The sequence below is a fragment of the Heyndrickxia sp. FSL W8-0496 genome (assembly GCF_038007825.1).
GTDB classification, from domain to species: domain Bacteria; phylum Bacillota; class Bacilli; order Bacillales; family Bacillaceae_C; genus Heyndrickxia; species Heyndrickxia oleronia.
In genome coordinates, this window is the sequence record NZ_JBBOXX010000001.1 from 409,346 (window position 1) to 423,493 (window position 14,148).

The 14,148-nt window shown below is 35.2% G+C and carries 11 protein-coding genes and 1 pseudogene; all 12 read left to right on the forward strand.

Annotated elements, in window-relative coordinates; all coding sequences use genetic code 11:
* The first annotated feature begins 21 nt into the window (after positions 1-21).
* The 12 genes and pseudogenes from NST63_RS02330 to NST63_RS02385 all read left to right on the forward strand — a co-directional run bounded on the left by NST63_RS02330 (position 22) and on the right by NST63_RS02385 (position 14,046).
* The gene (locus NST63_RS02330) at positions 22-870 is read left to right on the forward strand and encodes a MetQ/NlpA family ABC transporter substrate-binding protein (protein ID WP_058004007.1); all 849 of its coding nucleotides are present in this window, start codon (positions 22-24) and stop codon (positions 868-870) included.
* 83 nt (positions 871-953) lie between these two features.
* Positions 954-2,150: a M20 family metallopeptidase gene (locus NST63_RS02335; protein ID WP_212946136.1), complete on the forward strand. Its 1,197-nt coding sequence runs from the start codon at positions 954-956 to the stop codon at positions 2,148-2,150.
* A gap of 304 nt (positions 2,151-2,454) precedes the next feature.
* Positions 2,455-3,773: pseudogene (brnQ, locus tag NST63_RS02340) on the forward strand (branched-chain amino acid transport system II carrier protein).
* 213 nt (positions 3,774-3,986) lie between these two features.
* A complete protein-coding gene (locus NST63_RS02345; RefSeq protein WP_341041173.1) occupies positions 3,987-4,964 on the forward strand; it encodes an LCP family protein in 978 nt (325 codons plus the stop codon).
* A gap of 991 nt (positions 4,965-5,955) precedes the next feature.
* Complete coding sequence (locus NST63_RS02350) at positions 5,956-7,704, forward strand: ABC transporter ATP-binding protein (RefSeq protein WP_373312694.1); 1,749 nt, start codon at positions 5,956-5,958, stop codon at positions 7,702-7,704.
* A gap of 18 nt (positions 7,705-7,722) precedes the next feature.
* Entirely contained in the window at positions 7,723-8,397 is a 675-nt protein-coding gene (locus NST63_RS02355; RefSeq protein ID WP_071975558.1) for a response regulator transcription factor, read from the forward strand.
* A complete protein-coding gene (locus NST63_RS02360; protein ID WP_071975557.1) occupies positions 8,394-9,443 on the forward strand; it encodes a sensor histidine kinase in 1,050 nt (349 codons plus the stop codon). Before NST63_RS02355 ends, NST63_RS02360 begins: the two co-directional genes overlap by 4 nt.
* Before the next feature lie 182 nt (positions 9,444-9,625).
* Positions 9,626-10,330, forward strand: coding sequence for an ABC transporter ATP-binding protein (locus NST63_RS02365; protein ID WP_071975556.1), 705 nt, complete (start codon positions 9,626-9,628; stop codon positions 10,328-10,330).
* Positions 10,327-11,154 (forward strand): ABC transporter permease, encoded by an 828-nt coding sequence (locus tag NST63_RS02370; protein ID WP_212946140.1) that lies wholly within the window; start codon positions 10,327-10,329, stop codon positions 11,152-11,154. The genes NST63_RS02365 and NST63_RS02370 overlap by 4 nt, the downstream gene beginning before the upstream one ends.
* A gap of 12 nt (positions 11,155-11,166) precedes the next feature.
* A complete protein-coding gene (locus tag NST63_RS02375; RefSeq protein WP_212946141.1) occupies positions 11,167-11,937 on the forward strand; it encodes an ABC transporter permease in 771 nt (256 codons plus the stop codon).
* Positions 11,938-11,944: 7 nt separating this feature from the next.
* The gene (locus NST63_RS02380; RefSeq protein WP_341041174.1) at positions 11,945-12,625 is read left to right on the forward strand and encodes a response regulator transcription factor; all 681 of its coding nucleotides are present in this window, start codon (positions 11,945-11,947) and stop codon (positions 12,623-12,625) included.
* A complete protein-coding gene (locus NST63_RS02385) occupies positions 12,613-14,046 on the forward strand; it encodes a sensor histidine kinase (RefSeq protein WP_341041175.1) in 1,434 nt (477 codons plus the stop codon). Before NST63_RS02380 ends, NST63_RS02385 begins: the two co-directional genes overlap by 13 nt.
* The last annotated feature ends 102 nt before the right edge of the window (positions 14,047-14,148 follow it).

Sequence of the window (14,148 nt, forward strand, 5' to 3'; positions counted from 1 at the left end):
ATAAGAAAAGAGGAAATATAAATGAAAAAATCATTTTTACTAAGCATTATTGCAGTAATCACCCTTTCCCTTCTTGCTGCCTGTGGCAAAGAAACTAGTGGAAAAGATAGTAAAGTCGTGACGATTGGAGTGACAGGATCGGACGGACAAATGTGGGATATTATTAAAGAAAAGGCAAAAAAAGAGGGTATAACAGTTAAATTAAAGGAATTCTCTGATTATACGATTCCAAATCAAGCACTAGCCGATGGAGATATCGATCTGAATGCCTTTCAGCATATAGCTTTTCTAAACCAATTTAAAGAAGAACATAACCTAGATATTACACCAATTGGAACTACACAAATCGCACCTATGGGAATGTTTTCTGATAAATATAAAAATCCTGACGATATCCCGACTGGAGGAGAAATTGCGATTCCTAACGACCCGTCAAATCAAGCACGTGCTCTATTATTATTGCAATCAGCAGGTCTAATTAAATTAAAGGACGATTTTGGTCTATTTGGTGACCCAAGTGGGATTGTCGAAAATCCAAAGAAACTTAAGATTACACCAGTTGTGGCGCAACAAACACCTCGTGTTCTAAAAGATGTTGCTGCATCAGTCATTAATAATGGGGTGGCAGGCCAAGCAGGTCTTAATATTACAAAGGAATCTATTTATCTCGAGGATCCAAATAGTGATTCGGTAAAGCCATATATTAATATTATTGCTGCACGAACAAAGGAAAAGGATAACAAAATCTATAAAAAAATTCTTGAGATTTATCATAGTAAGGAAGTAGAGGAAGCAATCAAAAAAGATACAAAAGGTGGATCAATCGTGGTTGATATGCCAATTAAAGATCTTGATGGGATTATTAAATAAGGTTTAGTCGATTTTTTAGCATTTACTACCTTTAATTCTGATTAAAAATATATGAAAAATGAGAAATAGGAAGGGGAAAAATAATGACAATACAAACAGAAAGTTTAAGAGAAAGTATTGTAAAAAGCATTGAGGATTCAAGGGAGCTATACATTGAGGCAAGCCATAAAATTCACGAAAATCCTGAAATAGGAAATCAAGAGTTCTTTGCAGCAAAGACATTAACAGCTATTCTTGAAAAAGCTGGTTTCGAGGTAACTCGTAATGTTGCAGGGCATGAAACAGGATTTGTTGCACGAAAATCTTCAGCTAAAAAAGGACCTCGAATTGCATTTCTTGCCGAATATGATGCTTTGCCAGGCTTAGGTCATGCTTGTGGTCATAATATCATTGGTACGACAAGTGTTGCAGCGGGGATTGCCTTAGCTGAAGTAATTGATGAAACAGGTGGAGAAGTAGTAGTATTTGGGACACCAGCGGAAGAAGGAGGGCCAAATGGCAGTGCAAAAGGAAGCTTCGTTAAACATGGATTATTAGAAGGAGTTGACATTGCTTTAATCATTCATCCTTCTGGAAAAACAGGTATCACGACACCTTTTCTTGCTGTAGATCCGCTAGATTTTCATTTTTATGGAAAGGCAGCCCATGCATCTGGTTCGCCTGAAAAGGGAATTAATGCGTTGGATGCTGTTATCCAATTATTCAATGGAATCAATGCATTACGCCAGCAATTACCTACAGATGTGAGAATTCATGGTATCATTACACATGGTGGAGAAGCTCCAAATATCATTCCTGAATATGCATCTGCTCGATTCTTTATCCGTGCAAGTACATGGAAGCGTGCTGAAGAAGTATCTGAGAAGGTACGAAATATCGCTCAAGGAGCAGCACTTGCGACGGGAAGTACAGTAAAAGTTGAACGTTTCCAAAATGAGGTTCATGATTTCGTCATCAATGATACGCTCGATGAAGTAATAAAGAAAGAACTTGAATTACTAGGTGAAGTGGTATCGACAGAAAAGGAAAAAGGGATTGGATCTTCGGATGCTGGAAATGTTAGTCATGTTGTTCCGACCGCACATCCATATATTAAAATTGGCCCTGATGATTTAATTGGCCATACAAATGAATTTCGGGAATGTGCTAAATCAGAACTCGGGGATAAAGCATTAATTACGGGAGCGAAAGCATTGGCCTTTACTGGATATCAAATTTTAACAGAGCCTGGCTTACTGGAAAAAGTCCGTGCTGATTTTGAGGCACAATTAAAGAAGTAAGAAATGAACATTGAATATACTAATCTCTCGAGAGAGTAAATAAAAACAAAGGTGTAGGACATTTGTCTTACACCTTATTTTTATTGAAAATTAGTTTAGAGTTCCTTCAGAAATTATGATAAGATAACTTAGCTATAATATTTTTCTAAAACTATTTTTTCAAATATCGTTGCTATTTAGGGAATGTTAAAACGAATAAAAAGTTTGGAAGACCGACAAGTCCTTTCATTCCAAAATAGCCTTTTTGGAAAGGGAATATTAAGTAAATTTTGATTATTTAGTTGATTTTCTGGAGGAGAAACATTTGTCAAAGAAAGAATCATTTATGTTTGTGATAGCAGTTGGTTTTATGCTGTTTGCCTTGTTTTTTGGGGCGGGAAATTTAATATTTCCAGTTATGTTAGGTCAATCTGCGGGTTCTAATATTTGGCTAGCGAATGCAGGTTTTATTGTTACAGGAGTTGGTCTGCCATTACTAGGGGTATTGGCATTAGGTTATTCTGGGAAAAGTGATCTGCAAGCTTTGGCAAGTAGAGCACATCCTGTTTTTGGCTTATTTTTACTACCGTGCTTTATTTAGCTGTTGGTCCACTATTTGCTATTCCGAGAACAGGAAGTGTTTCCTTTGAAATAGGTGTAAGACCATTTTTACCTGAAGCTGTTGGTTTTCTTCCATTATTAATCTTCACGATTATTTTTTTTGGAATGACCTGTTATTTTTCGATGAATGCATCAAAGATCGTTGATATTGTTGGGAAAATTTTAACGCCTTTACTCTTAATTTTTATAGCTATCCTTATTATTACAGCAATTATTTATCCAATGGGTGAGTTTCAATCCCCTACAAAACCTTATTTAAATCATTCATTCTTTAAAGGTTTTCAGGATGGTTATTTGACAATGGATACTTTAGCTGCTTTCGTTTTTGGAATTATCGTTATTCAGACGATTAAAGACAGGGGAATTGTAAGTAAAGGTAACATTATGATTACCTGTATAAAAGCAGGATTACTTTCAGCTACATTATTGGCCATTATCTATTCAGCACTTACTTATATTGGTGCAAGCAGTGTTAATGAACTTGGTTTGTTAGATAATGGTGCAACTATTTTAGCAGGTGTATCTAGTCATTATTTTGGTTCCTACGGAAAAATTTTAATAGGGTTCATTGTTCTAGCTGCGTGTTTAACAACTAGCATTGGGTTAATTACATCTAGTGCATCATATTTTCATAAACTATTCCCAAAAATTTCGTATAAGATGTTTTCAGTTATTTTGTCGATCATTAGTGCGATTTTTGCCAATGTAGGTTTAATGAAGCTAATTAGTATCTCCGAACCAGTATTAGTTGCTATCTACCCATTAGCTATTTGTTTAATTTTCTTAACATTCTTTCATCCAATGTTTAAGGGTAAATCTGAGGTTTATATAGGGAGTTTATTTTTGACCTTTATCATTAGTTTAATTGATGGCTTGAAAGAGGCGGGACTACATATAAGATCACTTGATCAATTATTAGAAGGTATCCTTCCTTTCTATTCAGTTGGAATGGGATGGCTGATTCCAGCGATTATTGGAGGGTTTTTAGGGTTTGTACTTTCTTATATAAAAAAGATAAGATAGAATAGAATGAATTGAAAAGGAATCACAACAGATTTCTTTTTTTTTATAAAAACTTTCTTGGATATAACAAATTTCCCTTAATTTCGTCACTTTTTTATCCAATTTTATCAAAAATAATATTTGTAGATGACAAACTTATGTTTTTTTAAGATAATATAAAGGCAATGCTAGTAATAGCATGATAATTAAAAAACAAAAAATTTGAGGGATTATATGAATTCTAGATATAAAAGAAAAAAAAGAAGAATACGTAAAAGAAGAGTGTTTCTCTTTATCGTTTTATTATTGATCTTAGGGGTTGTTGGCTATGCAGTAACTCAATACTATATAGGTAAAAACCAAGCTGGTGAAGGCTTTGAGAAACAAGAAAATGTTAAATTTAATGGGAAAAAGGACGCAAAAGGAAGGGTAAACTTCCTATTACTAGGTATAGATAAGCGTGAAGGTGAAACAAAATCTCATACTGACACGATAATGGTTGCACAATATGATCCGAAAAAAGATGATGTTAAAATTATATCTTTAATGCGTGATATGTTTGTGGATGTTCCGGGTTATAAAAAATGGAAAATTAATACTGCGTTTTTCCTAGATGGTCCTGAATTATTAAGAAAAACGATTCAGCAAAACTTTGGTTTAGATGTTCAATACTATGTCATGGTAGATTTCAAAGGCTTTGAGAAAATTGTCGATACACTTGCTCCGAACGGAATTGAAATGGATGTTGAAAAGAAAATGTCCGAAAATATTGATGTAACGCTTGAACCAGGATTACAAAGATTAAACGGGAAAGAGCTTTTGGGCTATGCAAGATTCAGACATGATGCTGAAGCTGATTTTGGACGTGTTGCACGTCAGCAAAAGGTTATTAATGCATTAAAAGATGAAGTTTTAAGTGTAAATGGTATTACGAAGGCACCAAAGCTCTTCGGAACGATTCAACCTTATATACAAACAAATATGAGCAAAACAGATAGTATTGCTTTATTAACCAAGGTGTTATTAAACAAACCAGATAAAATTGAAACGTTAACTGTGCCTGTTCAGGGTGCTTATCAACCTGGTTACTCAGATTATGCTGGATCCGTTCTTGAAGTGGATTTAGAAAAAAATAAAAAGGCAATCGATGATTTCTTAAATGACAGGAATAAGGAAAACACAGATACAACAAATGAAGATACGAATCCTTAAAATTTGAAAAGAGGGTACCCGATAGGAGTGGAAAACAAAACACTTATCGGTATCCTCTTTTTTGTTTTTTTTGATATTTATAAATGTTCTTATGAGGTTTGTAGCTCTTTTTTAGTGAAATGGTATCTAGGTCACTAAGTAAAAGTTTGCGATCCTCTTCTTTTTCGATTGCTTGACTTGCTTTTAGAGCTAATTGTTTATTTTGTCTCTTTTCTCAAACATTGTTGCTATTTAAGAGTAAAGATAAATCAATAAGCAGTACCCAAAGAGAGAGTGTGAATCTTGAGAGGGAGAAAAGTGCGAGAACTTTTAGAGCGATAGATGACCGAGAAGGAGGAAAACGTGTGTGTCTGGTAACAAAAGAGAGTGATTGGTTACCGAGAAGGAGGAAAATATGTGTGTCTGGTAACAAAAGAGAGCGATAGATGACCGAGAAGGAGGAAAACGTGTGTGTCTGGTAACAAAAGAGAGCGATAGATGACCGAGAAGGAGGAAAATATGTGTGTCTGGTAACAAAAGAGAGTGATTGGTTACCGAGAAGGAGGAAAATATGTGTGTCTGGTAACAAAAGAGAGTGATTGGTTACCGAGAAGGAGGAAAATATGTGTGTCGGGTAACGAAAGAGAGTGATTGGTTACCGGGAAGGAGAAAAGTGCGAGAGCCCGTAAAGAAAGAGAGCGATTGACTACCCTGAAGAAAGAAATAAACTCCCTCCTTTTCATTTCAAAGGAAAAGAGCGGAAAACTCCATAAGACCGCTCTGAATCCTTTAACATGCAGTTTGGCTTTTACAAAGGCAACAAACCCTACGAAAACTGCCTTTAATTATGTCATTCGCCATGTCCTTATCCTGTTAAAAAGTGGTGATAATAGTGATTATTCCGCTTTTTATTAATATACTATATGATTTGCAGGGGACTTTTTAAACTATTCATATTCAGTTCATAAAAACATTGTATAGTGTGCTTACAAGATATGAAAGGATGAAGGAAATGGAAGATACAATAAAACAACAGGGGTGGCGGCAATTTGTTCGGTTAGTCAAGCAGACAAAACCATCAAAATTACTATTATGTATTGCCTTGGTACTAAGTGTTAGTACAACAATTGTTGGACTCTTAGTTCCTTTATTTACGAAAAATCTAATCAATGATTTCTCGTTGAGCTCTTTAAATACGGGTAAAATTATACTACTTGTAGTAGCCATGCTTATTCAAGCATTAGCCAGTGGTATATCCATCTATATTTTGAATCATATCGGACAGTCAGTGGTAGCGGGAATTAGGGATCGTTTATGGAAAAAGCTCCTTGTTTTGCCTGTATCCTATTATGATGAGAATCAAACCGGTGAAACGGTTAGTCGAATGACAAATGATACAGCGGTGGTTAAAGGATTGATTACCGACCATTTAGCTAATTTTCTAACGGGGATTATTTCAATCATCGGTTCAATTATTGTCTTGCTTATTTTAGACTGGAAAATGACATTACTTATGTTTATAGCAATTCCATTATCATTTGTTATTTTATTTCCATTAGGGAAGAAAATGCACAAGGTGTCAAAAGGAATGCAGGATGAGACGGCAAAGTTTACTTCTGTTATTCAACAAGTACTATCGGAAGTCCGTTTAGTAAAAGCATCGAATGCGGAAAAGATTGAATATAAAAATGGCAAAAAAGGCATTACAGAGTTATTTCAATTTGGCCTCAAAGAGGCAAAAATTCAAGCCATGATCGCACCGCTGATTGGTTTAGTGATTATGCTGTTACTTGTTGTTATTCTTGGTTATGGAGGAATGAGAGTTTCTTCTGGAGTATTAACAGCAGGTGATTTAGTCGCTTTTATCATGTATTTATTTCAAATTGTCATGCCTATGGGACAATTAACCACATTTTTTACTCAATTTCAAAAAGCAACAGGTGCAACGGAACGAATCATTTCAATATTAGAAACAGAGGAAGAAGAGCATAAGATCAAACAGGAAGTAAAAAATGTGAACCAGCCTATTACTGTTGAACGTGTTAGCTTTTCCTATGGTAATGGGGAGCAAGTGCTAAAGGACATTAGCTTTTCAGTTGATTCGGGTAAAGTAACGGCAATAGTAGGTCCTAGCGGAAGTGGAAAAACGACACTCTTTTCTTTATTAGAGAGATATTATCAACCACAGGAAGGAGAAATTCGATTAGGACGGGAATCAATTCATCATTTCTCCTTGTTATCATGGAGAAGTCAAATCGGGTATGTGTCACAAGAAAGTCCCATCGTTTCAGGGACGATTCGTGATAATATTTGCTATGGTTTAGATAGAAAAGTGGATGAAGCAGATTTATATCGGGTAGCAAAAATGGCTTATGCTGATCAGTTTATTACTGAGCTACCTCAAGGTTTCGACACTGAAGTAGGGGAAAGAGGGATTAAGCTGTCTGGTGGTCAAAGACAAAGAATTGCGATCGCTCGCGCCTTTTTGAGGGATCCAAAAATATTAATGCTTGATGAGGCCACCTCTAGTTTGGACAGCAAATCAGAGCTTGTTGTTCAACAAGCTTTACAAAACTTAATGAAGGGACGTACCACTCTTGTAATTGCCCATCGATTATCGACAGTTATTGATGCGGATCAAATTTTATTCTTTGAAAAGGGGAAAATTACAGGGCAAGGTACACATGAGGAGCTCGTACAATCACATGCTCTCTATCGTGAATTTGCCAATCAACAATTACGTATGAAGGAACCAGTGTAGGGAAAGGAATGACGGACCATGTCAAAGCTGCTAATAGTTGATGATGATTCATATATCCGTGAGCTCGTCCTTCTTTTTTTAAAGAAGGAGGGATTCGAGCTTTATGAAGCGTCAGATGGAAAACAGGCATTAAATATAATGGAAAAGATGAAGATGGATCTTGCAATTATCGATATTATGATGCCCAATATGGATGGCTGGCAGTTGTGTCAAGAGATTAGGGAATATAGTGATATTCCTATTCTAATGCTCACAGCTAAAGGAGAAACTACACAAAAGGTAAAGGGCTTTGAACTAGGAGCGGATGATTATTTAGTCAAACCTTTCGAACCGATTGAACTGGTGGCAAGGGTTAAAGCATTGTTGAAAAGATACAATATTACTATATCGCAAACAGTTGAGATAGGTGGGTTTACACTTAATCGAAGGACACATGAAATTTCGTTTTATGATCAGGATTTTACTATTCCTTTAAAGGAATTTGAGCTGTTATTTAAATTGGCCAGCTATCCTGGAAAAACCTTTTCAAGAGAACAGCTCATTGAGGATATTTGGGGATATGATTATGAGGGGGATGAACGAACAGTGGATGTGCATATTAAAAGACTAAGGGAGCGCTTTTCCGATCAAGAATTTCCATTTCGAATAAAAACAATAAGAGGATTAGGGTACCGGCTTGAGGTTCTCAAATGAAAGTTAAAAAATTTCTACAGCATCTTTTTGGGTTCCTAATGTTTCTTGTTCTCATGTCCGTTAGTTTTTCTGTAGGTTATTTTATCGTGAATGATATCTTTCCAGTGTTTCACTTTCAAATGTCTGATTATATTCGGCATTTACTAGCAGTTATTCTTGGTTTCTTCATTCTAGGGGGGATTGGTTTTACGATCTCCTTATTTACTCGAACGAAGCAACGAACTCACTTTCAAGAGGTAATTGATGCGTTAAGAAAAATTGCCAAGGGTGATTTTGATGTTCATCTGGAATTCAAGACAAATAGGGAACATCCGCATACAAAAATTATCGATAATATTAATCATATGGCTGTAAAACTGAAACAAATGGAAGATATGCGTCAGGAGTTCATCTCAAATGTATCTCATGAAATTCAGTCCCCATTAACATCGATCAGTGGTTTTGCACGTGCACTCCAATATGAAGAACTGACCCAGGAGGAGAGAGCACATTACCTCCAAATAATTGAAACGGAAAGTAAAAGATTATCCAAATTAAGTGATAATTTGTTGAAACTTACTTCACTTGAATCAACGAATCATCCATTTGATCAAAAGGAGTTTCCTTTGGATAAGCAAATTAGAACGATCATTTTAACCTGCGAACCACAATGGGCTGAAAAGGATTTAGAATTAGATATCTCATTGGACAAGGTGACGATTGTTGGAGATGAGGATTTAATGAGTCAAGTATGGATGAACTTAATTCATAATAGTATTAAATTTACTCCTCCTTCTGGTACGATACATGTGCAATTACAACAAGTAGATGACAAAGCCATTGTGAAAATTATAGATACTGGTATTGGAATGTCTAAGGAAGATCAAATCCACATATTTGAACGATTTTATAAAGCAGATAAAGCGAGAGAACGATCAAAGGGAGGAAGTGGCTTAGGATTATCCATCGTCAAAAAAATCATAGAAATGCATCATGGAACAATCTTTGTTGAAAGTGAAGAGGGAAATGGGGCTTTGTTTACTGTAATTATTCCGCTAGGATGGTAGATTTACCATCCTATTTTTTATGGAATGATAAGCTCGCATTTGAAAGTCTTGAAAATTCTAGCTTCACGTATTTGTAGTCCAACAAAACCAATACTAGATTTAGAATAAAAAATGAATATTCCACCTTACTTTATAAATTCTTTATATTTTCATTTTATACTCCACCTATAGGAGGGAATTTAATGATGAAAAAAATAGTGGAATTTAAATCCGTATCCAAAAAGGTGAAAGGTAGGAAGTTAATTAATAATTTGACGTTACAGGTGGAAAGAGGAGCCATATGTGGATTGCTTGGACCAAATGGGGCAGGGAAGACTACTTTTATTCGTATGCTAACGGGTCTCATTCGCCCATCATCAGGTCAAATTTTCATTAATGGTAAAAATGTAGTAGAAAATCGTGAAGAGGCGATGACAAATGTAGGTGCAATTGTAGAATCACCAATCTTTTTCCCTTATATGACAGGAAGAGAAAATTTGAGAAATTTAGCAAGATTACATGGAAATGGAACGAAACCAAAAGTGGAAGAAGTGCTACAAATTGTCGGATTAGAGAAGCGTGCAGATGAAAAGGTAAAAACGTATTCTTTAGGAATGAAGCAGCGGCTTGGAATTGCACAGGCATTATTAGGTGATCCAGATCTACTCATATTGGATGAACCTGCAAATGGACTTGATCCAATGGGCATTCGGGAGCTACGGGAACTGATTCTTTCTTTAAAACATCAATATAAAAAGACCATTCTCATCTCTAGTCATCTTCTAGATGAATTACAAAAAATATGCGATGAAATAGTGATAATTCGCGAAGGTGAACTGGTATGGACAGGTGAACTGAAAGATCAACAGAACCTTGAAGAAATGTTTATTGAGTTGGTGTCAAAATGAAACAGCTTATCATAAGTGAATGGGAAAGATTATGGAAACGAAAAACAACATGGCTTTTATTTGTTGCTATACCAATTCTAGTTTTTGCTGCAGCAAAATATTATCAGAAACAGAATCTATTTTTTACAAAGAATGATCCACAGTTTGCTGTAGCTGGGAATTTCCCTATTCTTGGACTTTCAGAGATGCTAATGACAGCATTTAACATAATTATTCTACTCTTGGCTGCGTTTATAATTACAGATGAATATCGAACAGGACAGCTACGAATGGTAATGATTCGTTCCTATTCTTTTCAAAAGGTGTTTTTCGCGAAATTCATCGTAATGGTGGGCGTATTGACACTGTATTTAATCATATATTTCATATTTAGCTACTTGATTGGTTCCTTAATGTTTTCGCGTCCGGAAACTTATTCACAATTTTATCATAAGGACTCTTTTACATTATTAGAAGGCTTCTTATATAATCTGAAGTTTTATGGAGTCGCATGGCTTACTTTATTAGCTATGAGTTGTGTTCTGATTTTTATCGCAACTATTTCCTACTCCACGACGACTGCACTAGGTGCAGGTGTGGGATTTTTACTATTAAGCTTAGTTTTTCAATATACTTTACGTCTATTCCAACCGATCCTTGGTAATGAAATGACTACAAAGCTCTATTTTTCTTCTATACTAGCGATTCAAACAGAAGGAATAACCGCAATGCTTTCAGAAAATGCTCAGCAATTTAGTTGGATGTACTACATTTTGATTGGATATATTCTGTTATTTGGGCTTTTGCTCTTTTTTGTAACAAGGAAAAAGGATAATTTTTTGTGAGGGGTGTACGAAATGAAAGGAATCTTAGTTAGTGAGTATGAACGGACATTTAAAAGAAAGAAAACGGTAATAGGTTTAATTATCTATTGTATTGTTTTAGCATTCGAATGTTTATTTTTGTATGGAATGAATGGTTTAAGTTTCTATGATCCTGAACATTCAGTGCAATTAAATTCAATAAATACAGCACCATTCTTTATAAGGGAAGTAGGCATATTTATCAATTTTATTTTAATTCCTATGCTGGTAGTAGATAGTTTTAATGGGGAATATACTTCTGGAGCTTTACGTTTAGTGTTAATTCGTCCGCAAGCAAGATTGAAATTATTTTTAGCGAAGTGGGTCGTTCAAGCAAGTATTTTCTTAGGAATAACAATTATTACATGGATTACATCCACTCTATTTGGACGTCTAGTCATGGAACATGTCAGTGAAACCACTTTTTTTCATACAGGAAAAATGGATGCCTTTCAGGGGATGATCTATACCTTGAAATTCTATTCAATGACTTTTCTCATCTTCTTAAGCGTAATTGGGCTTTGTAGTTTGATTAGCGTGATTATGCCTAACTCAATTCTAGCTTTTGTGGGAACGTTAGGTTGCTTAGTAGGCGGCGTTTATATTTCGGACCATTTCGTTTACCTGCTATCTGTATCTGATTCTATATTCTCTGTATTAGGAGGAATCGGTCAGAGTGGTTTTTATGTTAGTCTATTTCTGCTATTCTTTATAAGTACGATATTGAATGTAGGTATTTGGAAAAAGAAGCAATGGATGGGATGAGCGATAAATGGATACGAAAATATTAATAGTTGACGATGAACCTGAGATTGTTGCATTTACAAAGGATTATCTTCAGGATCAGGGATATCAAGTGATAACGGCGTACAATGGACAAGAAGCATTACATTATCTTCAACTACAACCTAACATGATTATTCTTGATATTATGATGCCTGGTATGGATGGATTTGAACTTTGTGAGTTAGTTAGAAAGAGGGTTACATGTCCCATTATTTTTTTAAGTGCTAAACATAGTGAGGAAGATCGTATCAAAGGATTAATGGTTGGAGGAGATGATTATCTTACTAAACCATTTAGCTTAAAAGAATTACATGCAAGAATTATTGCCCACTTACGAAGGGAGCATAGGGTAGCCGAAGAAACAAAGAAATGTTTGTATTTTGGCAACTTAATGATTGATTTAGAAGGTTATGAGGTTTATTACTTAAATGAAAGGCTTTCCTTTACATCGAAGGAGTTTGAAATGATACAATTTCTTGCTCTTCATCCGGGTCAGGTCTTTTCTCGAGAAAGTATGTATGAAAGAATTTGGGGATATGATGCAGAGGGGGATTCTTCAACAATAACGGAACATATTAAAAAGATACGTTCAAAACTAGCGAAACATGATCCAGATCGGAGTTATATATCAACCGTTTGGGGAGTAGGGTACAAATGGGAAAAGTAGCTCGTCCGCTTCGAAAGCAAATCGCTACCTCCTTTTACTTAATTCTCCTATTCAGCATTGTCGCAACTGCTCTAACATGGGGGATTTTGTTACTCTTGCTTATTTTTCAATCGAATAATATGAACCCAGCAAACTACTATGAACAGCAAATTCCGCGAATAGTTAAAGAGATTGATCAGGACGGGGACCAGTGGGTGAGAATAGAAAACCAAGCGAAATTAGAAAAGAAAATTCCATTAGATGGTTTGGAGTATCAAGTACTCAGTAAAGATGGAAGTTTTCTCTTTGGGTCAATGAAAAAGAAATATGTGAAAAACGAACGTGAATTAGTAAGCAGTTTTAATAAAAATATATATGATAGAGATCGAATTATTGTTATGCATCCCTTATTTAATCAAAAAAAGGAGCAGGTAGGAGCTATTGGCTTTCGCTATAAGCTTAGCCTAATAGGAGCAAATCCAGAGAAAAGTTTATTACTGGGGGCACTTCTCATTCTCTCATTTGCTTGTCCATTTATCTATTTCTATCTTTTTTCTTATCTGATTGGAAAAAGATTTAGTAAAAAAATTGAGATACCATTTCAACATTTGATGGAGGGAGCAAGGAAAATTCAAACACAAGATTTGGATTTTCAATTAATTGAATCAAAGTCATCTAAAGAGTTAAATCAACTGATTCGTTCATTTGAAGAGATGCGACTTGCTCTGAGAGAATCTCTTCTTAGACAGTGGCAATTAGAAGAAGAGAGGAAGGAAATGGTCGCTGCTATTGCACATGATTTGCGTACACCTTTGACGATAATTAATGGACATATTGAAGGGCTATTAGCGGGTGGTTTCCATAATACCGAACGTCTCAATCGATATTTACAAACGATTGAATCAAGCACGAAACGTTCAATTAGACTGATAGATCAGTTAAATGAAGTATCAGCAATTGACCGGAGTGATTTTACTATTGAGCCTGTGCTAGTAGATATAGAAGAATTTATCCAGAATAAGGTCGAAGAATATAAAGTTCTTTGTTCAAAGAAACAGATTACACTAAGATATTCTATAAAAGGGAAAGAAAAAATGAAAATGGATCCATACCGTATTTCGCAAGTATTAGACAATATTATTACAAATAGTATTCGCTATTGCTCAGAAAAGGGGCGAATTAATTGGGATACAACAATTGGTTATGGGACCATCATTTTTGAAATCATGGATAATGGACCCGGCTTTAATAGTGAAGCGACTGAGAAAGTGTTTGATAAATTTTATCGTGAAGATGAGTCTAGGTCAGGAAACGAAGCCAATTTCGGATTAGGCCTCTATATTGCACAAACGATTGTAAAGAAACATCATGGAGCTATAACTATTCAAAATCGACCTGAGGGTGGAGCATTTACAAAAATAATCATCAGTGAAATGACATGATAGCATCTTTTGTTTTTACGTAAATTTGACAATTATTCGAAAATGTCAAATTTACATTAAAACAAAATGAAAACGGTAACATTAACCAAAGGAATTTAATTA